Origin of the sequence: Pseudomonas sp. B15(2017), from assembly GCF_002113215.1 — a bacterium.
In the GTDB taxonomy this organism is placed as follows: domain Bacteria; phylum Pseudomonadota; class Gammaproteobacteria; order Pseudomonadales; family Pseudomonadaceae; genus Aquipseudomonas.
The window spans coordinates 124,373-146,705 of record NZ_NEJZ01000007.1 but is presented as its reverse complement, the minus strand read 5'-3'; the positions used below and the strand labels follow the sequence as shown (position 1 = coordinate 146,705).

Here is a 22,333-nt window from a genome sequence, read left to right as displayed (position 1 = left end):
GCTAACTTGCCGGCCAGGGGAGTGGGCACACTGGCCTCAGCTCGCTTCACGAAGGTTTGGTCACCCTCGGTATGGCAGCTCCTCAACAGTACCCTCGCCCCGATCCTGTCACGGCTTGCATCGGGGCTTTTTTTGTCTGCGAATAAGGCTGACGCGGTCTAGCGCTGCAACACCAGAATCCGCGACAGCAATTCGTCCCGGTCGATGTAGCAGCCCTGAAAATGCCGGGCCCCGGTGGACGGGTCGAAGGCATTGCGTGCATGCAAGGTGCGGCGGTTGTCGAAGCACCACAGCTCGCCCGGGTTGAGTCGCTGCATCACCCGGAAGCGCGGCTCGCGGGTCATGGCGATGAAGCGTCGGTAAGCGCGATACAGCAGCGGCATCTGTTCCACGGACGTGTCGAACGCGCCGCGCAGAAAGTTGGCCATGCGGATTTCTGCGACCCGGCCCAAGGCATCCAGAGCGATGATCGGGGCGAGGCAGCGATAGTCACTGTGGCGGTCCTTGTTGCGAAACTCTACCGGGATTTCGCACAGCGCCTGAAACGACGTGGGATCTTCCTGACGCAGCGCTTCGGCAATCGCAAAACCGTCGACAAAAATACTCTCGCCACCCTCGGCACCGTTCACCAGACAATGCAGAAATTGCAGCCCCGGTTGCAGCTCGCGAGTCGGCAGATCCGTGTGCAATGGCAGGTTGAAAGCGGTGTAGGCATTGCTGTCGGCATCGGCCTTGGATTGAACGTTGAACAGCACGCCGAAGTTGCTCTCGCGGATGAATGAAATGCGCTGGGCGATCAGCTTCAGCGAACCGGGCTCGGTGGGTACGCCGCGCACCTGGGTCAGACCGATTTCGCGTACCGCCAGCAACCATTGCAGCAGTGCGGCGTTGTCGTGCATCAGGGCTGGATAGTCGAACACCGGCAGCTGCAAATCGCTGCGCCAGAGGAAGGGTTTCGGCTTGGCGGCGAGGCGTTCGGAGCGGGATTCGTCGTCGTAGGCGTGGGCCCGCAGCCAACCCGCATCGAAGCGGCTGAGGTGGCCGTCCTGCCAGTCGATGCGCAGGCAGCCATCGGTGTCGATATGCGCAGCGGAGGGCGACAGATCCGGCGCTGCGTCGACAATCTCGAACACCTGCTCGCGGGTGACGCTGTAGACGCAGTGCGGACACGGACAGTTGTCCCGCAGCCACACATGGTGGAACGGGCTGACACGCCCGTCGGCCCATTCAATAAGGACGCGATCCGCCAGGGTCTGCACGCCGTTCAGCGCGCTGATCAACGGATAAGTACGGAAATCGGCAACTGCGACGGCGGATTGCATGGCGGCTCCTTGCGATGGATGGATTTACCGGGCTGGGGGCAGGGCGATGACCCGGCCGATGTAAGCAGGGGCGGGCAGGTCGGCCTGCTCGGCGACGATGGCTTGCAGACGGCCCAGGGTGTCCGGGGTAAACGGTGCGGAACGCGGGCCGGCGAGGTCGACGTGCAGCAGCATCTGTTCGTTGCCGGCCAGTTCCTGGTCACCGCCGGCCAGGTGCAGGCTGTGATAGAGGTGCAGGCGTTTCTGGTCGTGGCCGATGATCTGCGTGCGCACTTCGACTTTGGCGTCGAGCTTCACTTCGTGCAGATAGTTGAGGTGCAGTTCGAGGGTGAACAGCGAATGACCGCTGGCCTCACGGTTGTTGCTGTCCATGCCGAGGCGATCCATCAGGGCGTCGGTGGCGTAGCTGAAGATCAGCAGATAGAAGGCGTCGCGCAGGTGACCGTTGTAGTCGACCCAGTCGGGGATGATTCTGGTTTGGTAGGTGGTGAGGGTTGGCATGGCATCTGTTCCGACATTGATGTTGTCTGGGTTGCCGTCTTCGCGAGCAAGCTCGCTCCCACAGTTGAATGCAGTCCCCTGTGGGAGCGAGCTTGCTCGCGAAGAGGCCGGAATTGCTGGCGCAAGGATTACTCGCTGAAACTCATCCCGTGCTTTTCTTTGGTGGTCTTCACCGCCTCAAGCACCGCCAGCAAGCAATCATCACGATAGCGCTCCAGCGCCGAAATACTGTGCCGGCCCAGCTGATCGCTGGTGCCATCCACCACATCGTCAATCAACTTGTCGGTCAATTCCGGTGCCGGCAGGTACGTCCACGGCAGCTGCAACGCCGGGCCGAACTGCGACATGAAATGGCGCATGCCGGCATCGCCACCGGCCAGGGTGTAAGTCAGGAACGTGCCCATGAACGACCAGCGCAGACCGGCGCCAAAGCGGATCGCGTCGTCGATTTCACCGGTGGTCGCCACACCGTCGTTGACCAGATGCAGTGCTTCGCGCCACAGCGCTTCGAGCAGGCGGTCGGCGATGAAGCCTGGCACTTCCTTGCGCACATGCAATGGGCGCATGCCGAGGGATTCGTAGACTTTCATCGCCGCTTGAACGGCTTGCGGCGCAGTGTTCTTGCCGCCGACCACTTCCACCAGTGGCAGCAGGTAAACCGGGTTGAACGGGTGACCGACCACGCAGCGTTCCGGGTGGGTCGAGCTCTCGTAGAACTCGCTCGGCAACAGGCCCGAAGTGCTGGAGCCGATCAGGGCGTTCGGCTTGGCCGCCGCACTGATTTTGCTGTGCAAATCCAGTTTCAGTTCGAGGCGTTCCGGGGCGCTTTCCTGGATGAAGTCCGCATCGCGCACGCACTCTTCGATGGTTGCCACAAAGCGCAGGCGATCCTGCGAAGCGCCCGGCGCCAAGCCGTTTTTCTCCAGCGCGCCCCAGGCGTTGGCTACGCGTTTGCGCAGCGCCGCTTCGGCACCCGGCGCCGGGTCCCAGGCCACCACGTCGAGGCCGTGGGCGAGGGCGCGGGCGACCCAGCCGCTGCCGATGACGCCGCTGCCCAGTGCTGCGAAGGTTTTGATTTCGGTGATAAAGCTCATGGTGATTTCCTAGGACAATTCGGTGATTCCCTGTGGGAGCGAGCTTGCTCCCGAATGCGGCGGCACTGCTGATGAAGATGCTTCGGATGTACCGGCCTCTTCGCGAGCAGGCTCGCTCCCACAGGGTTTGATGTGTGGCCGTCAGCCGCGCTGGGTCAGGCCCATTTTCTTGCGACCTTCTGCCGGGGTCAGCACACGGGCGCCGAGGCGGCTGAGGATCTCGGTGGCGCGTTCGACCAGTTGGCCGTTGGTCGCCAGCACGCCCTTGTCCAGCCATAGGTTGTCTTCCAGACCGACCCGCACGTTGCCGCCGAGCAGCACCGCTTGCGCGGCCATCGGCATCTGCATCCGACCGATGCCGAACCCGGCCCACACAGCGTCGGCCGGCAGGTTGTCGACCATGGCTTTCATGGTGGTGGTGTCGGCCGGCGCGCCCCACGGGATGCCCAGGCACAGCTGGAACAACGGGTTGTCGAGCAGGCCTTCCTTGATCATCTGTTTGGCGAACCACAGGTGACCGGTGTCGAAAATCTCAAGCTCGGCCTTCACGCCCAGCTCGGTGATGCGTTTGGCACCGGCGCGCAGTTGGGCCGGGGTGGAGACGTAAATGGTGTCGCCGTCGCCAAAGTTCAGGGTGCCGCAATCCAGGGTGCAGATTTCCGGCAGCAGTTCTTCGACGTGGGCCAGGCGGGTCAGCGGGCCGACCAGATCGGTGTTCGGACCGAACTCCATCGGGCGCTCGCCCGGGCCGATTTCCAGGTCGCCACCCATGCCGGCGGTGAGGTTGACGATGATGTCGACGTCGGCTTCGCGGATGCGCTCCATGACTTCGCGGTACAGCGCCACGTCACGGCTGAACTTGCCGGTCTGCGGGTCGCGGACGTGGCAGTGCACGACGGTGGCGCCGGCCTTGGCCGCTTCTACTGCGGCGGCGGCGATTTGCTTTGGAGTGACCGGCACGTGAGGGCTTTTGGCGGTCGTGTCGCCAGCACCGGTGAGTGCGCAGGTGATGATGACGTCGTGGTTCATGGTGCGTTTTCCTTCAGGCGTGATGGGTCTGTTCGCAGCCCGTGGCGGGCTGCGAAGTGGTTCTTTCGTTGCGGTTTATTTGCTGGTGAGCTGGAGGTTTTCAGCCGCCGGTTTGCCATCGAAAGTGGTGACGCCTTCGAGCCAGCGCTGTTTGTCCTGCGGGTGATCCTTGAGCCATTGCCTGGCCGATTCGAAAGCGTCCTTGTGATCGAGCAACGGCTGCATCATCCGGCTCTCGTCTTCGGCGGTGAACGTCAGGTTGCTAAGCAGGCGACTGACGTTCGGGCATTGTTCGGCGTATTTCGGCGCGGTGACGGTCCACACGGTGGCCATGCCTTCGTTCGGGCCGAGGGCGTCTTCGCTGCCGGTCAGATAAGTCATCTGCACGTTGACGTTCATCGGGTGCGGCGCCCAGCCGAAGAACACCACGGCCTCCTTGCGGCGCACCGCGCGATCGACGGCGGCGAGCATGCCGGCCTCGCTGGATTCCACGAGCTGGAACTTGCCGAGGCCGAACTGGTTCTTGGCGATCATCGCCTTGATCTGGGTGTTGGCGCCCGAGCCGGGCTCGATGCCGTAGATCTTGCCGCCCAGTTCTTTCTCGAACTTGGCGATATCGGCGAAGGTTTTCAGACCCTTGTCCGCCAGATAGGTCGGCACGGCGAGAGTGGCGCGGGCGTCCTTGAGGCTCGGTGCTTCAAGCACCTTGACCTGGTTGGCGTCGACGAACGGGGTGATGGTCTGGGTCATCAGCGGGTTCCAGTAGCCGAGGAACAGATCCAGACGCTGGTCGCGGATGCCGGCGAAAACGATTTGCTGAGAGGCGCTGGTCTGTTTGGTGCTGTAGCCGAGTCCGTCGAGCAGCACCTGAGCCATGGCGCTGGTGGCGATCACGTCGGTCCAGTTCACCACGCCCATGCGCACGTTCTGACACGATGCGGAATCGGCCGCCATGACACTGGCGCTTAATAACGCGGTACCGCTGAGTGCGAGAACACAGCTGCTGATCAGTCGTTTCATGTCGGGTTCCTCGGCAGGTCGTTATTGTGGGTCCCGGCGTCTGTCGCGCCGGTGATGCCAAGTTACGCAGCAATGCCCCTGTGAAAACGCACTGCGGCGACTGGCTCTTGCACTGTAGCGACCTGTGCTCTTGAATGCCGCCGACAACTGGCGTATCAACGTTGCACGCTACCCGCTGACCGAGTGCGCACCATGTCCCAGGATTTCTACTTTTTGTTGATGCCGGGTTTTTCGGCCATCGGTTTCATCTCTGCGATCGAACCGCTGCGGGTGGCCAACCGCTTTCGCGGTGAGCTGTACCGCTGGCACGTCCTGAGCGCCGATGGCGGAGCGGTGCTGGCGAGCAACGGGATGTCGGTCAACGCCGATGCGGCGCTGGAGCCGCTGAAGAAAGGGGCGACGCTGCTGGTGGTCGCCGGGTTCGAGCCGTTGAAATTTGCCACTCCGGCGCTGGAACACTGGCTGCGACGGCTGGACAACGAAGGCGTAACCCTCGGCGCGATCGACACCGGCAGCTTCGTCCTCGCTGAAGCCGGCCTGCTCGATGGTCATCGCCTGACCCTGCACTGGGAAGCCATCGACGCCTTCAAGGAATCTTATCCACAGCTCAGCGTCACCCAGGAGCTGTTCGAGATCGACCGTCGGCGCATCACGTCGGCCGGCGGCACCGCGTCCATCGACCTGATGCTCGACCTGATCGCCCAGGCCCACGGCCCGCAACTGGCGATCCAGGTCAGCGAGCAGTTTGTATTGGGAAGGATTCGTCCGCGCAAGGACCACCAGCGCATGGAAGTCGCCACGCGCTACGGCATCAGCAACAAGAAGCTGGTGCATGTGATTGGCGAGATGGAGCAGCACAGCGAACCGCCGCTGACCACCCTCGAGCTGGCGGAATCGATCAAGGTGACGCGGCGGCAACTGGAGCGGTTGTTCCGCCTGCACCTGAACGACACGCCAAGCAAATTCTACCTTCGCTTGCGGCTGGAAAAGGCCCGGCAGCTGTTGCGCCAGACCGACATGAGCGTGCTGGAAGTCAGCATCGCCTGCGGGTTTGAATCACCGTCGTACTTCACCCGCAGCTACCGGGCGAAGTTTGCCCGGTGTCCGCGGGAGGACCGGCGTACCGCTCAGGCTTGACTTTGAGGCCAGAAAAAGAACCTGTGGGAGCGAGCTTGCTCGCGAATGCGGCGGGTCATACAACAAATATGTCGACTGATACTCCCTCTTCGCGAGCAAGCTCGCTCCCACAGTGGTTTGTGTTGGCTGGATAAATTCCTACTTCTTCAATAGCGCCGCGCAGGCGGTTTTGTAAGCCTCATGCTGATACTTGTTCAGCGTCCCCGGCAGTTCGAAATGGTGCTTCTTGGCCTGGGCATTGATCGTCTGCGGCGACAGCAACATCACTTCGCAACCGTCCAGCAACTGAAACACACCCTCGATCTTGAACGTGGTCGGACCACCGGCAAACTCGCCTTTTTTGCTGCGCTTCTTGATCGCGATGCGATCGATGGAGTTCTCGCGCACAAACGATGCGACCTGCGCGGCGAACAGTTTGACGTTGGCCGCCTCGTCGTCATCGTCCAGCGCGATTTTCTTGGTGTTCAAAGCGACATGGCTCAACACCGAACCGTCGAGGGACGCCACGGCGATGATCGCTTCACTGCCTTTGATTTCGATACCGCAGATGTTCATGTGAATCCCTTGATTGGCGGAAGAGGTGCAGCTTACAGCTCAAGCTGGTTGGCGGTGATACCAAACGCCGCTGCAATCTTTTCGCGAGTGACCTTGCGCGGCTTTGCAACGGTTTCCTGCTGGGCAAAGGCAGGCTGTGAAATGCCCATGCGCCGAGCTACTTCTTCCTGGGTCAGGTTGAGATGTTCGCGCCAGGCCCTGATCGGAGTTGCCCCGTCGACAATACGACTGACCACCTCATGGGGAATCAGGTCAGGCTCCATTTTCTGCGCCACATATTGCGCGTAAGGAATGACTACGAAAGCGGGTTTGCCCTCGGAATCATTGATGATTTGGATGTCAGTAAGTGCGTTCATCGCGTTTTTTTACCTCTTGAATACTGACCACTTTGATCGCGCCATCCCAGTCGAACATGACTCGGTAATTACCGACGCGCAGCCGATAGGCGTAGTCATGACCAACCAGTGCTTTCACATTACCCACATCAGGCATGTCAGCAAGCACCGTGATGGCATCTCTGACCTGACACTGATGAGCGGAGTGCAATTTCAGGAGTTGCTTAACGGCCTTTCGGTTCCAGTGGATGCTGTTCATGGCAGAATATAAGTCTTTTATAAGATTTGCGAATCTTTGCTTATATTTTTCAGGTGGCCAATAAACAAAACTTGACGCTATGTTTCATGGAAAGCCCCGAGAACAGAGGCTTCAGACAGAATCTGTGGGGCAGATCTGAACGCTTTGTGGGAAAAGATTCTTTTGCATCAGAAAGCTGAAAATACTTCCAGCTTTCTCCGGTGAATAAGCGATTACTCCTGCCCAATCGACTCCAAAAACTCCGACCGCTCGTCACTCATCCGCGCCACGCAGTCATTCTGCGCAATCTTGAACGCCTTGCTGCCGTCCGTCGCCGGGAAGGCTTCGACGGCGCAGTCGGCGTCGCGGGTTTTCAGCCATTGTTGCTGGGCGGCCTTGAGTTTGGCGGTGATGTCGGCCAGTTGCGCCGGGTTCTTGCCGTAGGTGGCCTGCATACGCTCGTTCAGGCTGGCGTAGTTGTCCTTGAGCAGGTCTTCGGCGGTGGTGCGGCTGTAGGTCGAGCATTCCAGGGTCTGAACGTCGTTTTCCACCGCATCGCACGGGTTGTTGTCGGACTCTTCGGCAGCGTGTACGCCGGTCGCAATCAGGGCCAGGGCCAGGAAGATCGATTTCATTGATGTCGCCGCTCTAATCCAGTGGTGTTTCCGGGATGCGGCAGATTCTGGCTCAAGCTCGCGGGCTTGAACAGGTGGCCGGTCGGACCGGTTGGCGACCCTTTGTCGCGGATTGACGCTTTCGGCAATTCCCCTGTCGTTTTTGCACCCGGCTGGTCGCGCACCGAGGCATATGCTGGCCCCAAAGCGCCGGCAGACGATTCGGCGCATGAATCGCCAATAAGGGGACGCCTGATGAGCCCAGCCGAATTACACGCCGACAGCATCGTTATCGACGGTCTGATCATTGCCAAATGGAACCGCGAGCTGTTCGAAGACATGCGCAAGGGCGGTCTGACGGCGGCCAACTGCACCGTGTCGGTGTGGGAGGGTTTTCAGGCCACGGTCAACAACATCGCCGCCAGCCAGAAACTGATTCGTGAAAACAGCGACCTGGTGATCCCCGTCCGCACCACCGCCGATATCCGCAAGGCCAAAGAGCAGGGCAAGACCGGCATCCTCTTCGGCTTCCAGAACGCCCACGCGTTCGAAGACCAGATTGGCTATGTCGAGGTGTTCAAGCAGCTCGGCGTCGGCATCGTGCAGATGTGCTACAACACCCAGAACCTGGTGGGCACCGGTTGCTACGAACGTGACGGCGGCCTGTCGGGCTTCGGTCGCGAAATCGTCGCCGAAATGAACCGTGTCGGCGTCATGTGCGACCTGTCCCACGTCGGTTCCAAGACTTCCGAAGAAGTCATCCTCGAATCGAAAAAACCGGTCTGCTATTCCCACTGCCTGCCGTCGGGGCTGAAAGAGCACCCGCGCAACAAGTCCGATGAAGAGCTTAAGTTTATTGCTGACCACGGCGGTTTCGTCGGCGTGACCATGTTCGCGCCGTTCCTGGCCAAAGGCATCGATTCGACCATCGACGACTACGCTGAAGCCATCGAGTACACCATGAACATCGTCGGCGAAGACGCCATCGGCATCGGCACCGACTTCACCCAGGGTCACGGTCAGGACTTCTTCGAATATCTGACCCACGACAAGGGCTACGCCCGCCGTCTGACCAACTTCGGCAAGATCATCAACCCGCTGGGCATCCGCACCGTCGGCGAGTTCCCGAACCTGACCGAAACCCTGCTCAAGCGCGGCCACTCCGAGCGCGTGGTACGCAAGATCATGGGTGAAAACTGGGTGAACGTCCTGAAAGACGTCTGGGGCGAATAAGCCGCCGCTTCCCGAATACTTTCCCCCGGCCGTCCGCGCCGGGGGCAACACCAAAATTTTTCTGGAGTTAAGTTTCCATGGCCAAGATCGCCCCGCAATTGCCAATCGAAGTCGACAGCGAGACCGGTGTCTGGACCTCCGACGCCCTGCCGATGCTGTACGTGCCACGGCATTTCTTCGTCAACAACCACATGGGCATCGAGGAAGTGCTGGGCGCCGAGGCCTATGCCGAAATCCTCTACAAGGCCGGCTACAAATCCGCCTGGCACTGGTGTGAAAAAGAAGCCGAGTGCCACGGTCTGGAAGGCGTCGCGGTGTTCGAGCACTACATGAAGCGCCTGTCGCAGCGCGGCTGGGGCCTGTTCAAGATCCAGGACATCGACCTCGACAAAGGCACCGCCAGCGTCAAGCTCGAACACTCGGCGTTCGTCTACGTCTACGGCAAGGTCGGGCGCAAGGTCGACTACATGTTCACCGGCTGGTTTGCCGGAGCGATGGATCAGATCCTCGCCGCTCGCGGCAGCAAGATCCGCACCGTGGCCGAGCAGGTCTACGGTGGCTCCGAAGAAGGCCACGACGACGGCCTGTTCACCGTCAAGCCGTTGTAAGTCGAGGAACCCGCCATGGCTTTCGAAGCAATGTTTCAGCCAATTCAAATTGGCAAACTGACCATCCGCAACCGCGTGCTCAGCACCGCGCACGCCGAGGTCTACGCGACCGACGGCGGCATGACCACCGAACGGTACGTCAAGTATTACGAAGAGAAAGCCAAGGGCGGCATCGGCCTGGCGATCTGTGGCGGTTCGTCCGTGGTGGCGATCGACAGCCCGCAGCAATGGTGGAGTTCGGTGAACCTGTCCACCGACCGGATCATTCCGCACTTCCAGAATCTCGCCGACGCCATGCACAAGCATGGCGCCAAGATCATGATCCAGATTACCCACATGGGCCGTCGCTCGCGTTGGGACGGTTTTCACTGGCCGACCCTGATGTCGCCGTCGGGCATCCGCGAACCGGTGCACCGCGCCACCTGCAAGACCATCGAGCCGGAAGAAATCTGGCGGGTGATCGGCAACTACGCGCAAGCCGCGCGTCGCGCCAAGGCCGGCGGCCTGGACGGCGTCGAACTGTCGGCCGTGCACCAGCACATGATCGACCAGTTCTGGAGCCCGCGCGTCAACAAGCGTACCGACGAATGGGGCGGCACCTTTGAAGGCCGAATGAAGTTCGGTCTGGAAGTCCTGAAAGCCGTGCGCGCCGAGGTCGGTGACGACTTCTGCGTCGGCATGCGTATCTGCGGTGACGAGTTCCACCCGGACGGTCTGTCCCACGAAGACATGAAACAGATCGCCAAGTATTACGACGACACCGGCATGCTCGATTTCATCGGTGTCGTCGGCTCGGGTTGCGACACCCACAACACCCTGGCCAACGTGATTCCGAACATGAGTTACCCGCCGGAGCCGTTCCTGCACCTGGCGGCCGGGATCAAGGAAGTGGTCAAGGTTCCGGTGCTGCACGCGCAGAACATCAAGGACCCGAACCAGGCCACGCGCATTCTGGAGGGCGGTTACGTCGACATGGTCGGCATGACCCGCGCCCACATCGCCGACCCGCACCTGATCGCCAAGATCAAGATGGGCCAGGTCGACCAGATCAAGCAGTGCGTCGGCGCCAACTATTGCATCGACCGTCAGTACCAGGGCCTGGACGTGCTGTGCATCCAGAACGCCGCGACCTCCCGTGAATACATGGGCGTGCCGCACATCATCGAGAAATCCACCGGGCCGAAACGCAAGGTGGTGATCGTCGGTGCCGGCCCGGCGGGGATGGAAGCTGCCCGCGTGGCGGCCGAACGTGGCCACGACGTGACCCTGTTCGAGAAGAAGGAATTCATCGGCGGGCAGATCACCACGGCTTCGAAAGCGCCGCAGCGTGACCAGATCGCCGGCATCACCCGCTGGTTCCAGCTGGAGCTGGCGCGGCTGAAAGTCGACCTGCGTCTGGGCACTGCCGCCGATGCCGACACCATCATGGACCTGCGTCCGGACATCGTCGTGCTGGCTGTTGGCGGTCACCCTTACCTGGAGCAGAACGAACACTGGGGCGCTGCCGAAGGGCTGGTGGTCAGCAGCTGGGACGTGCTCGACGGCAAGGTTGCGCCGGGCAAGAACGTGCTGGTCTACGACACCATCTGCGAGTTCACCGGGATGTCGGTGGCCGACTTCCTCGCGGACAAGGGCAGCCAGGTCGAGATTGTCACCGACGACATCAAGCCGGGCGTGGCCATCGGCGGTACGTCGTTCCCGACCTACTACCGCAGCATGTACCCGAAAGAAGTGATCATGACCGGCGACATGATGCTGGAGAAGGTCTACCGCGAAGGCGACAAACTCGTCGCGGTGCTGGAGAACGAATACACCGGCGCCAAAGAGGAGCGGGTGGTGGATCAGGTGGTCGTCGAGAACGGCGTGCGCCCGGACGAAGAAATCTACTACGCCCTCAAGGACGGCTCGCGCAACAAGGGCCAGATCGATGTCGAGGCATTGTTTGCGATCCAGCCACAACCTTCGTTGAGCAGCACCGGCGACGGTTACTTGCTGTTCCGCATCGGTGACTGCGTGGCGCAGCGTAATACTCACGCTGCGATCTATGACGCCCTGCGGTTGTGCAAAGACTTCTAAAGGTTTGCACATGACCCTGTGGGAGCGGGCTTGCCCGCGAATGCATTCTGTCAGTCACCGCTGCATCGACTGACCCGGCGCTTTCGCGAGCAAGCTCGCTCCCACAGGAACACGCCGAACGTGTTTCTCCAGGCTGTACTGGTGGGAGCTTCACCATGTTGAACACCCTTCTTCCAATCCTGTTGTTCGCAGCCCTGGCCCTTGCGGTGCTGGGTGCGTTGCGGCGGGTGGCCATGTGGCGCCGGGGCCGGGCCTCGAAGGTCGATCTGATCGGCGGCCTGTTCGCCATGCCCAAGCGTTACATGGTCGATCTGCACCACGTGGTGGCGCGGGACAAATACATTGCCAACACCCACGTCGCCACGGCGGGCGGTGCGGTGGCGTCGATCGTGCTGGCGATTCTGGTGCACGGTTTCGGCCTGCATAACCGCATTCTTGGCTACGCGTTGCTGCTGATGACGGCGGTGATGTTCGTCGGCGCGATCTTCGTCTATCGGCGTCGGCTCAACCCGCCGTCGCGGCTGTCGAAAGGCCCGTGGATGCGCCTGCCGAAAAGCCTGCTGGCGTTCTCGGCCTCGTTCTTCCTGGTGACCTTGCCGGTGGCCGGGATCCTGCCGGAGAACTTCGGTGGCTGGGTGCTGGCGGCGATTCTCGGGGTCGGTGTGCTGTGGGGCGTGTCGGAACTGTTCTTCGGCATGACCTGGGGCGGCCCGATGAAACACGCCTTCGCCGGTGCCTTGCACCTGGCCTGGCACCGCCGCGCCGAACGCTTCGGCGGCGGCCGTTCCACCGGTTTGAAACCGCTGGATCTGAATGATCCGACCGCGCCGCTGGGTGTGGAAAAGCCCAAGGATTTCACCTGGAACCAGTTGCTCGGTTTCGACGCCTGCGTGCAGTGCGGCAAGTGCGAAGCCGCGTGCCCGGCATTCGCCGCCGGCCAGCCGCTGAACCCGAAAAAACTGATTCAGGACATGGTCGTCGGCCTCGCCGGCGGCACCGATGCCCAGTTCGCCGGCAGCCCGTATCCGGGCAAACCGGTGGGCGAACACAGCGGCAATCCGCATCAACCGATCGTCAACGGTCTGGTCGATGCCGAAACCCTGTGGTCGTGCACTACCTGCCGCGCCTGCGTCGAGGAATGCCCGATGATGATCGAGCACGTCGATGCCATCGTCGACATGCGTCGTCACCTGACCTTGGAAAAAGGCGCGACCCCGAACAAGGGCGCCGAAGTCCTGGAAAACCTGATTGCTACCGACAACCCTGGCGGTTTTGCCCCGGGCGGGAGGATGAACTGGGCGGCGGACCTGAACCTCAACCTGCTCAGCGAGAAGAAGTCCACCGACGTGCTGTTCTGGGTCGGCGACGGTGCCTTCGACATGCGCAACCAGCGCACCCTGCGCGCCTTCGTCAAAGTGCTGAAAGCGGCCAAGGTCGACTTCGCGGTGCTGGGGCTCGAAGAGCGCGACAGCGGCGACGTGGCCCGGCGTCTTGGCGATGAAGCCACCTTCCAACTGCTCGCCAAACGCAATATCCAGACCCTGGCCAAATACAGCTTCAACCGCATCGTCACCTGCGATCCGCACAGCTTCCATGTGCTGAAAAACGAGTACGGCGCGTTCGACGGCAATTATCTCGTGCAGCATCACAGCACTTATCTGGCGGAAATCATCCAGGCCGGCGCGCTGAACCTCGGTCAGCACAAAGGCAACAGCGTGACCTATCACGACCCGTGCTACCTCGGCCGTTACAACGGCGAGTACGAGGCGCCGCGCGAAGTGCTGCGCGCCCTCGGCATCGAGATCAAGGAAATGCAACGTTCCGGCTTCCGTTCGCGCTGCTGCGGCGGCGGTGGCGGGGCGCCGATCACCGACATTCCGGGCAAGCAGCGGATCCCCGACATGCGCATGGAAGACATCCGCGAGACCGGCGCCGAGCTGGTGGCCGTGGGTTGTCCACAGTGCACGGCGATGCTCGAAGGCGTGGTCGAACCGCGTCCGCTGATCAAGGACATCGCCGAACTGGTGGCCGACGCGCTGCTCGAAGACGCCGCGCCGAACAAGCCTGCCACCCCGGCCAAACGTGAACCTGCGGAGGCCCACTGATGAGCGACATTATCCGCCGCGACCCCCGCGCCGAGTGGATCGCACGCAACCGCCTGCACCCGCTGCACGCGGCCATGCAACCGGCGCAACACAGCTGGATGGGGCCCAACGGGATCATCCGCAAGAACCTGCACGGCATCGGCTTTATCGGGCCGAACGGCATCAAGCGCATCGACCGCAGCGGCGCCCAGCAGGGCGGGGCGGTCAAACGCTCGGCAGCGGTCGAAGTGCAATTGCCGCTGCATCAGGTGCCGGCTCCGGCGTTCTATATCAGCGTGGTGCCGGACATGGTCGGTGGCCGTTTGAGCAGCCACGACCGCGACCTACTCGGCCTGGCCCGTCAACTGGCCGGCAGCGATGGTGCGGTGCTGGCCGTGGTGTTCGGCGAGCACAAGGAAAACGCTTTCGCCACCGCAGGCGTTGACCGCTTGCTGGTGCTGGAAGGTGAAGAATTCAGCGGTTATGCACCGGAACAACGGATCCAGGGTCTGCGGGCTGTGGATAACCAGTTCAACCCGCGTCACTGGTTGCTGCCGGACAGCCGCAGCGGTGGTGGCGAATTGGGTCGGCGCTTCGCGGCGGCGCTGGGCGAGCGCCCGGCCACGCGGGTGTGGCAGGTCAAGGATCAGGAGTGTATGGGGCGCGCCGGTGCCGGGTTGCAGGATCTGGCCCGCCCGGTCGCGCGGCTGATTCTGGCGTCCGCCGAGTGCGCCGAACCGGTCAGCGAAACCCGTCACGAAGCGCTGCCGGTGGAGTTATCCACACCCGTCGCGCGCAGCCTGTCGCGGATCGAGGATCTGGGCGCGGTGGCGGTGGACCCGGCAGCGATTCCAATGGCCGAAGCCGAGTTCATCTTCTCCGGCGGCAACGGGGTCAAGGACTGGGAGCTTTTCCACAAGACCGCTGCCGCCCTCGGTGCCACCGAAGGCGCTTCGCGGGTGGCGGTGGACGATGGCTTCATGGCCCGCGACCGTCAGGTCGGCGCTTCCGGCACCTGGGTCACCGCGCGGGTTTACGTGGCCGTGGGGATTTCCGGGGCGATCCAGCACCTGCAAGGCATCGGTGCCTGCGACAAGGTGGTGGCGATCAACCTCGATCCGGGTTGCGACATGATCAAGCGTGCCGACCTGTCGGTGATCGGCGAAAGCGCGGAAATTCTTCAGGCCTTGATCGCGGCGGTTGAGGCTTACCGCAACGAAGCCAAGCGCGATGCGGCTTAAGGAACGGTTATGAGCACAAAGATCATCAGTCTGGTTTCAATCGGCGCCCACCCGACCTCCGGCCGCCCGCGCCGTGCCGATCAGGACGCCCGCGCGGTGGAACTCGGCCTGCAACTGGCGGGCGACAATCTGCAAGTGCTGCACGCCGGCGACATCGCGGAACCGGCGCTGCGCGCCTACCTGGGCATGGGACTGGAACAGTTGCACGTGCTGGAACAACCGGCTGGCGCCGATGCGCTGCCGGCATTGACCGAGTATCTGCGTGATGCCGGTGCACAGGTTGTACTGACTGGCAGCCAGGCAGAAACCGGCGAAGGCTCGGGGATGCTGCCGTTTCTGCTGGCCGAAGGACTGGGCTGGCCGCTGGTGGTTGGGTTGGCGCAGGTCGAGTCGATCAACGACGGTTCGGCACTGGTGCTGCAAGCGTTGCCCCGTGGGCAGCGGCGCCGGTTGAAGGTGCGCCTGCCGTTTCTGGCGACTGTGGATAACGCCGCACCCAAACCTCGGCAGAGTGCTTACGGCCCGGCGCGGCGCGGTGTTCTCCAGGCTCAAGACGTGGAAGTGGTGGAGGACGAATTGCTTGCGGTGGCGACCCTGCAACCGGCCAAGCCCCGGCCGAAACGGTTGAAGGTGATCAAGGCCAAGAGCGGGGCGGACCGGATGAAGGCAGCGACGGCCAAGGCCAGCGGTGGCGGTGGGCAGGTGCTCAAAGGCGTTACCGCGCAGGCCGGTGCGCAAGCCATTCTGAAGCTGCTGATCGAAGAAGGTGTGGTCCGCTAAACAAACTTTGCTGACACTCTCCCACGGGAGAGGGCGGTTTACCCACAATCCCTGTTGGCGGATCTGTGGATAACGTGTTCGCCCCTCCCTGCCCCCCACGCCAATCAAGCGCTCCAGCCAGCAGTTCAAAAAACAACCAGCCTGACTCGCGGTTTTTACGAGCTTTTTCCCCTGGGCAACTTGCAGACTTGCCCCCAATCTCTGTTGGCGCTTCTGTGGATAAGATGTTCGCTATCCGCCAGGGGCCATATAAAACGTGGCTTGCAGAGGCTTGATCAAAAAACGTTCAATTCAGCCTTTCAACCCGTCAATTCCCTCGCAAACCCCGATTTATCAACGCCTCCAGCGTTTTTCCACAGCGCACACCAAGTTACCCCCGAACTCTGTTGGCGCTTCTGTGGATAAGGTGTTTGCCATCCCTTGAAAGGCACGTAATCCGGGATGTGCAGAGACTTGATCAAAAAACAATCAATCGCAAGTGGAAACCCTGTTTCTGAATAAGTCACGGTTTTTCTTCACAAAACCCCGATCATTTTTGCATGTCATCCACAGTTGTCCCCATTAGCTGTGGGTGGCTATGTGGATAACTTGTTCGCCGAACTCTGCAACCCCCGGCGCGCTTAGTCCAAACGGCAATTGATCACATTTCATACAGTTCTAAGAGCCCGCCTTGACTTCGATCCGGTGCCTGTCTTCACTGCAATGGCACAAGGACAGCTGTCACTTATCCACATCTGGTTCAGGGAGAACGCGTGATGGATACCCGGCCCCACCGCTTACCCCTCAGTCCCTGCACGCTCCGCGCTCTGCCGGCACCTTCGCCGCGCAAGCGCACGTTGCGTCGTGCCGCCAATCAGCACGCCCGTCTGTAGCGCCTGATTCCTGCCCAAACCGCTGTACTGCCGTCGGGATTTCCCGGAGGCCAGGTGCCCGTTCGCCCATTGATTGCAGGCAACCGCAGAGTTGCCCCATCTGCCTGAGAGAGGAACCCCCTCATGACACGGATCGCAACGCCCATCAGCGAAATCAAGGAACATTACGACGTGATCGTCATCGGCTCCGGGTATGGCGGCGGCATTGCCGCGTCGCGCCTGTCCCGGGCCGGTAAACGGGTCTGTCTGCTGGAACGCGGTCGGGAGATTCAGCCCGGCGAATATCCCAATACCATGATCGCCGCGACCGAGGAGTTGCAGGTGCACGACCCGGACGGCCATATCGGCTCGCGCACCGGGTTGTTCGATCTGCACGTCAACGCGCAGCAGAACGTGGTGGTCGGTTGCGGCCTCGGCGGTACGTCGCTGATCAATGCCAACGTCTCGCTGGAACCGACAGCCGATGTGTTCAAGGATCCACGCTGGCCGTTGGCGGTGCGCGAGGACCACGACGGCCTGCTCAAGGCGGGTTACGAAAGGGCCCGGGAGATGCTCAAACCCAACCCCTACCCGAGCACCGCGCCAAACCTGCCGAAACTCGACGCCAACAAAAAATCCGCAGACTTCCTCAAGCAAGGCGCGCACTTCTACAAGCCGCCCATCAACGTGACCTTCGACAAACTGCCCAACAACCTCAACCACGTCGGCGTCGAGCAACTGCCGTGCAACCACTGCGGCGACTGCGTTTCGGGCTGTAATAACAAGGCCAAGAACACCACGCTGATGAACTACCTGCCGGACGCCACCAATCACGGCGCGGAGATTTTCTGCCAGGCCCAGGTGCGGCATCTGGAGCGCGACGGCAACGGCTGGATCGTGCACTTCCAATACCTCGACAGCGGCCGCGAGAAGTTCGACGCGCCGACGCTGTTCGTGAAAGCCGACATCGTGGTGGTGTCCGCCGGCACCCTCGGCTCCACCGAAATTCTGCTGCGCTCGCGGGACAAGGGCCTGGTGATGTCCGGCCAGCTCGGCGAGAACATGAGCGGCAACGGCGACATCCTCGGCTTCGGCCACAACTGCGAGCAGACCATCAACGGCATCGGTTTCGGCGCGCATTCGGCCAAGGAACTGCAACCGGTCGGCCCGTGCATCACCTCGATCATCGACATGCGCACCGAGGGTGACCGCAGCAGTCGCATGGTCATCGAGGAAGGTTCGATCCCTGGAGCGCTCGGCCGGCCGATGGTGCCGGCGATGGCCGGATTCGCCGAGATGATCGGCAAACCCACCGACGACAGCTTCAGCGGCAAAGTGAAGTACAAGGAGCGCGAAGCGGAAAGCTTTCTGCGCGGCCCGTATCACGGCGCGCTGCACAACATGCAGACCTACCTGATCATGAGCCACGACAGCGGTCAGGGACGCATGGTCCTCGACAGCAAGGATCAACTGCGCATCGACTGGCCGGGCGTCGGCGAGCAGGAAAACTTCAAGATCGGCAACGAACGCCTGTACCAGAGCACCAAGGCCCTGGGCGGGATCTGGGTCGAGAACCCGATCTGGACCAAGCTGCTCAAGCACAGCATCGTCTCGGTGCATCCGCTGGGCGGTTGCGTGATGGGCGATGACGCCGCGCAAGGCGTGGTCAACCACAAGGGCCAGGTGTTCAGTGGTGCGACCGGCACCGACGTCTACGCCAATCTGTACGTGACCGACGGCGCGGTGATCCCGACGTCACTGGCGGTCAACCCGCTGCTGACCATCTCCGCCGTGAGCGAGCGCAACATGGGCCTGCTGGCCGCCGACCGGGGCTGGAGGATCGATTACACATTGCCCTCGGCACCGCGCAAACAACCGGTGCCACCGACCCTTGGTGTGCAATTCACCGAGACCATGAAGGGCTACTTCTCCCGCGCGTTCACCGCCGCACAAAGCACCGACCTGAAGGTTTATGAGGCGGCAGCCAAGCGCGGCGAGGCGGACAACTCGCCGATCGACTTCACCCTGACCATCACCGCCAACGACCTCAACCGGATGATCAAGGAGCCGGAGCACGCCGCGACCATCGTCGGCACGGTGATCGCCCCGGCGCTGTCGCCGCAGCCGCTGACCGCCAGCAACGGCGTGTTCAACCTGTTCGAGCAGTTCGAGCAGCAGGTCGACACGCGCCACATGAAGTACGACATGAAACTGACCGCCGAGGACGGCAACGACTACTTCTTCAGCGCCTTCAAGACCGTGCCGGAAGACAACGGCGTGCTGAATATCTGGCACGACACCAGCACCCTCTACGTCACGCTGTATCGCGGGCCGGACAAGACCGGCGAAGTGATCGGCTCTGGCGTGATGCACATCAAGCCGACCGACTTCGCCAAACAGATGACCACCATGAAGGTCCTCAATGCGCGCAACGAGCGCGAGCGCATCGAAGGGCTGGCGCGGTTCGGCAAGTTCTTTGCCGGGATTCTCTGGGAGAGTTACGGCGGGGTGTTCGCCGGTGACAAATACTTCAACCCCGACGCGCCGCCACGGTTGAAACGGCCGCTGGATGCGCCGACGCCGGCCGTGCATTTCTTCTCCACCGAAGATGCCGTGCAGTTGCGTCTGACCCGCTATCAGGCTGGCAGCAAAGGCCCGGTGATGCTGGTGCATGGTCTGGGCGTGGGCTCGAATATTTTTTCCACCGATACCATCCAGACCAACCTGCTGGAGTTTCTCTGCAAGCACGACTACGACGTGTGGCTGCTGGATTTCCGGGTGAGCATCCTGCTGCCGGCGAGCAAGAAGGAATGGAACGGCGACCAGATCGCCCAGTACGACTTCAAGGCCGCCATTGCGCAGATCCAGCAGAAGACCGGCGCGAAGGACGTGCAATGCGTGGTGCATTGCTACGGCGCGACCACGTTCTTCATGTCGCTGCTCGCCGGGCTGCAAGGCGTGCGTTCGGTGGTCTGCTCGCAGATCGCCGCCGACACGGTGGTCGCGACGGCGACGGGGCTCAAGGCCGGTCTGCACTTGCCGGGGATGCTCGACGCGATCGGTATCAAATCGATGACCGCCTACGCCGACAGCAAGGAGAACTGGTTCAACCGGCTCTACGACAAGGCGCTCAACGGCTACGCGCGGATCGAAGCCCAGGGCTATTGCACCAACCCGGTGTGCCACCGCATCACCTTCATGTACGCCTCGCTGTATCGCCACGACACCCTCAACGAGACACTGCACGACAACCTGCACGAGCTGTTCGGCGAGTCCAATATCGAGACCTTCGAACACCTGGCGCTGATCGTGCGCAAAGGGCATCTGGTGGATTTCAAAGGGCACGATGTGTACATGCCGCACTTCGATCGGCTGACCATGCCGATCTGCTTCATCAGCGGCGCCGACAACCAGTGTTATCTGCCGGAAAGTACGCTCAAGACCTTTCAGCGGGTTTGCGAGAAGCACGGGCCGGAGCGCTACAGCCGGCATGTGGTGCCGGGTTACGGTCACATCGATTGCATGTTCGGCAAGAACGCGGTGGTCGATGTGTATCCGATCATCCTTGAACACCTGGAGAAAACCGCCCTCGGATAGCCGTCGATCGTTCCCACGCTCTGCGTGGGAAAGCCGCCATGGACGCTCTGCGTCCGCTTTTGTGACGCGCAGCGTCACGAGATGCATTCCCACGCGGACGGTTCGACGCGTCGACGTGGGTAGGATCTGGGGAACTGATATGGACAGCTACATCCGCTGGTTTCAACGCTTCATCTGGCTAGGCATTGCGATGAACATGGTGTTCGCGATCCCGGCGCTGTTTGCGCCGGGGTTGCTGACATCGGTGGTCGGCCTGCCGCCGCAACTCTCCGACCCGTGGCTGGAAAACGCCGGGATGCTGCTGGTGGGTATCAGCGTGTTCTACATGCCCTCGGGCTTCAACGCGCCGCGCTACGTGGTGCATTCCTGGCTGTGCGTGCTGACGCGGCTGATCGCCGTGGCGTTCTGGATCTACCTGATCAACACCAGCAGTCAGGGTTCGGTGTTCGTGCCGATGCTGATGGGCGACCTGAGCTTTTTCCTGATCCTCGGCATTCTGCTTTACCTCGGCACCACGCCTGAAAACCGGCCACTGGCGCTGCTCTGTGACGGCTGGCGCGAATGGCGCGCGGCGTGGGCGCGGCATTGGCAGAACCACGCGTTCAAGGTCGGTACGCTGGTAGTGGTCGCGCTGCTGGCGTTCATCGGTTACCAGACCTGGTATCAGATGCTGCGCGTGGTGCCGGAGCAGGAGTACGCCTCCGACGAGGATCACTACAAATACGCCGCGATTGGTTTGGGCATCGAAGCGCGTATTCCCTATTACCTGTTCTCGGTATTGCCGCAGATGTGCCCGGAAAAACTGCCGAAACCCGGCGGCTGGGAAGTCTTCGGTTTCCTGTTCGAGAACGGCAAGGACCTGCCGATCGGGATGGCCAAGCGGCAGATCGGCTACCCGACCGTCGAGCCGAACTGCGCGTTGTGCCACACCGGCTCCTACCGGGCGAATGCCAGCGACGTCGCGGTCAATGTGCCGAGCGCGCCGGCCAATACCCTGCAACTGCAAGCCTTCCAGTGGTTCGCCTACGATTGCGCCAGCGATCCGAAATTCACCACCGACGCGGTGATGGCGGCGATCAACAGCAAGTTCCAGCTGGGCTTTTTCGAGAAGCTCTACAACCGTTACCTGATCATCCCGATGGCCAAGACCGCGCTGCTCAAACAGAAGCAGGCCTACGCCTGGCAGAAGCTGCGCCCGCAACAGGGGCCGGGACGCACCGACACCTTCAACCCGACGAAAATGGTGGTGTTCGGCTTCCCGGATGACTCGACCATCGGCACCGTCGACCTGCCGCAAGTGTGGAACCAGAAACCCCGGGAATCGATGTACCTGCACTGGGACGGCAATAACAACAAGATCCACGAACGCAACTACGCCGCCGCGATGGCCGTGGGCGCGACGCCGGAATCGGTGCTGCCGCCGAGTTTCAACCGGGTGACCAACTGGCTGCTCGGGCACAAGGCGCCGGCGTGGCCGTGGGCACTGGATCAGGCCAGGGTCGCTCAGGGCAAACCGGTGTGGGAGGCCAACTGCGCGGGTTGTCACGATTTCGGTCGCGTCGACACCGGGCAGGTCACCACCAACATCGACCAGCTCGGCACCGATCCGCACCGGCTGAACTCGTTCACCACCGGGCTGGTGGCGGCGTTCCATACCTTCAAGAAACCGCCGTTCGATTTCGGCGCCTACCGCAAGACCCAGAGCTACAGCAACACGCCCACCGACGGCATCTGGCTGCGCGCGCCGTACCTGCACAACGGTTCGGTGCCGACCCTGTGGGACTTGCTGCAACCGCCGGAAAAACGTCCGCAGGTGTTCATCACCGGCTCCGATGTCTACGACCCGGTCAACGTCGGTTTCGTGACCAGCGGCGCCCAGGCCAAGGCCTCGGCGGACTTCACCTACGACACGCGCCTGGAAGGCAACCACAACAGCGGTCACCTGTACGGCACGACGCTGTCGGACGACGACAAGCGTGCGCTGATCGAATTCATGAAAACCCTGTGAACCCTTACGG

Annotated in this window: 18 protein-coding genes; 9 read left to right on the top strand and 9 right to left on the bottom strand. The window is 61.8% G+C overall.

What is annotated here, in order from left to right:
- Positions 1-158 precede the first annotated feature (158 nt).
- From CAF73_RS12810 to choX, 5 genes are all read right to left on the bottom strand, one after another.
- A complete protein-coding gene (locus CAF73_RS12810) occupies positions 159-1,322 on the bottom strand; it encodes a gamma-butyrobetaine dioxygenase (protein WP_085702872.1) in 1,164 nt (387 codons plus the stop codon).
- Positions 1,323-1,346: 24 nt separating this feature from the next.
- Positions 1,347-1,823: a thioesterase family protein gene (locus tag CAF73_RS12805; RefSeq protein WP_085702871.1), complete on the bottom strand. Its 477-nt coding sequence runs from the start codon at positions 1,821-1,823 to the stop codon at positions 1,347-1,349.
- Between the two features lie 128 nt (positions 1,824-1,951).
- Entirely contained in the window at positions 1,952-2,917 is a 966-nt protein-coding gene (locus tag CAF73_RS12800; protein WP_085697784.1) for an L-carnitine dehydrogenase, read from the bottom strand.
- A gap of 141 nt (positions 2,918-3,058) precedes the next feature.
- The gene (locus CAF73_RS12795; protein WP_085697783.1) at positions 3,059-3,946 is read right to left on the bottom strand and encodes a 3-keto-5-aminohexanoate cleavage protein; all 888 of its coding nucleotides are present in this window, start codon (positions 3,944-3,946) and stop codon (positions 3,059-3,061) included.
- 75 nt (positions 3,947-4,021) lie between these two features.
- Positions 4,022-4,966: a choline ABC transporter substrate-binding protein gene (choX, locus tag CAF73_RS12790; RefSeq protein WP_085702870.1), complete on the bottom strand. Its 945-nt coding sequence runs from the start codon at positions 4,964-4,966 to the stop codon at positions 4,022-4,024.
- A 192-nt stretch (positions 4,967-5,158) separates the two neighbouring features.
- Between choX and CAF73_RS12785 the strand changes: the two genes are divergently transcribed.
- Positions 5,159-6,103, top strand: coding sequence for a GlxA family transcriptional regulator (locus CAF73_RS12785; protein WP_085702869.1), 945 nt, complete (start codon positions 5,159-5,161; stop codon positions 6,101-6,103).
- A 138-nt stretch (positions 6,104-6,241) separates the two neighbouring features.
- On the opposite strand, the gene CAF73_RS12780 is transcribed toward CAF73_RS12785, so the two are convergent.
- The 4 genes from CAF73_RS12780 to CAF73_RS12765 form a co-directional block, all read right to left on the bottom strand.
- Positions 6,242-6,658, bottom strand: coding sequence for a DUF3010 family protein (locus CAF73_RS12780; RefSeq protein ID WP_085697781.1), 417 nt, complete (start codon positions 6,656-6,658; stop codon positions 6,242-6,244).
- A gap of 32 nt (positions 6,659-6,690) precedes the next feature.
- Entirely contained in the window at positions 6,691-7,014 is a 324-nt protein-coding gene (locus CAF73_RS12775) for a helix-turn-helix domain-containing protein (protein ID WP_085697780.1), read from the bottom strand.
- The gene (locus CAF73_RS12770) at positions 6,998-7,252 is read right to left on the bottom strand and encodes a type II toxin-antitoxin system RelE/ParE family toxin (protein ID WP_085697779.1); all 255 of its coding nucleotides are present in this window, start codon (positions 7,250-7,252) and stop codon (positions 6,998-7,000) included. The genes CAF73_RS12775 and CAF73_RS12770 overlap by 17 nt, the downstream gene beginning before the upstream one ends.
- Positions 7,253-7,464: 212 nt before the next feature.
- The gene (locus tag CAF73_RS12765; RefSeq protein ID WP_085697909.1) at positions 7,465-7,866 is read right to left on the bottom strand and encodes a lysozyme inhibitor LprI family protein; all 402 of its coding nucleotides are present in this window, start codon (positions 7,864-7,866) and stop codon (positions 7,465-7,467) included.
- 234 nt (positions 7,867-8,100) lie between these two features.
- Between CAF73_RS12765 and CAF73_RS12760 the strand changes: the two genes are divergently transcribed.
- From CAF73_RS12760 to CAF73_RS12725, 8 genes are all read left to right on the top strand, one after another.
- Entirely contained in the window at positions 8,101-9,078 is a 978-nt protein-coding gene (locus tag CAF73_RS12760) for a dipeptidase (protein ID WP_007959776.1), read from the top strand.
- Between the two features lie 77 nt (positions 9,079-9,155).
- Positions 9,156-9,686, top strand: coding sequence for a DUF5943 domain-containing protein (locus tag CAF73_RS12755; RefSeq protein WP_003228980.1), 531 nt, complete (start codon positions 9,156-9,158; stop codon positions 9,684-9,686).
- A gap of 15 nt (positions 9,687-9,701) precedes the next feature.
- Positions 9,702-11,762 carry a dimethylglycine demethylation protein DgcA gene (gene dgcA / locus CAF73_RS12750; RefSeq protein ID WP_064599960.1) on the top strand — a complete coding sequence of 687 codons (2,061 nt, stop codon included), beginning with the start codon at positions 9,702-9,704 and terminating at the stop codon, positions 11,760-11,762.
- Positions 11,763-11,917: 155 nt separating this feature from the next.
- Positions 11,918-13,867: a dimethylglycine demethylation protein DgcB gene (gene dgcB / locus CAF73_RS12745; RefSeq protein ID WP_085697778.1), complete on the top strand. Its 1,950-nt coding sequence runs from the start codon at positions 11,918-11,920 to the stop codon at positions 13,865-13,867.
- Positions 13,867-15,087 (top strand): electron transfer flavoprotein subunit alpha/FixB family protein, encoded by a 1,221-nt coding sequence (locus CAF73_RS12740; RefSeq protein ID WP_085697777.1) that lies wholly within the window; start codon positions 13,867-13,869, stop codon positions 15,085-15,087. Before dgcB ends, CAF73_RS12740 begins: the two co-directional genes overlap by 1 nt.
- A gap of 9 nt (positions 15,088-15,096) precedes the next feature.
- Entirely contained in the window at positions 15,097-15,867 is a 771-nt protein-coding gene (locus tag CAF73_RS12735) for an electron transfer flavoprotein subunit beta (protein WP_085697776.1), read from the top strand.
- Positions 15,868-16,862: 995 nt separating this feature from the next.
- Complete coding sequence (locus CAF73_RS12730) at positions 16,863-20,315, top strand: alpha/beta fold hydrolase (RefSeq protein ID WP_085702868.1); 3,453 nt, start codon at positions 16,863-16,865, stop codon at positions 20,313-20,315.
- A gap of 139 nt (positions 20,316-20,454) precedes the next feature.
- Entirely contained in the window at positions 20,455-22,323 is a 1,869-nt protein-coding gene (locus tag CAF73_RS12725) for a hypothetical protein (protein ID WP_085697774.1), read from the top strand.
- The last annotated feature ends 10 nt before the right edge of the window (positions 22,324-22,333 follow it).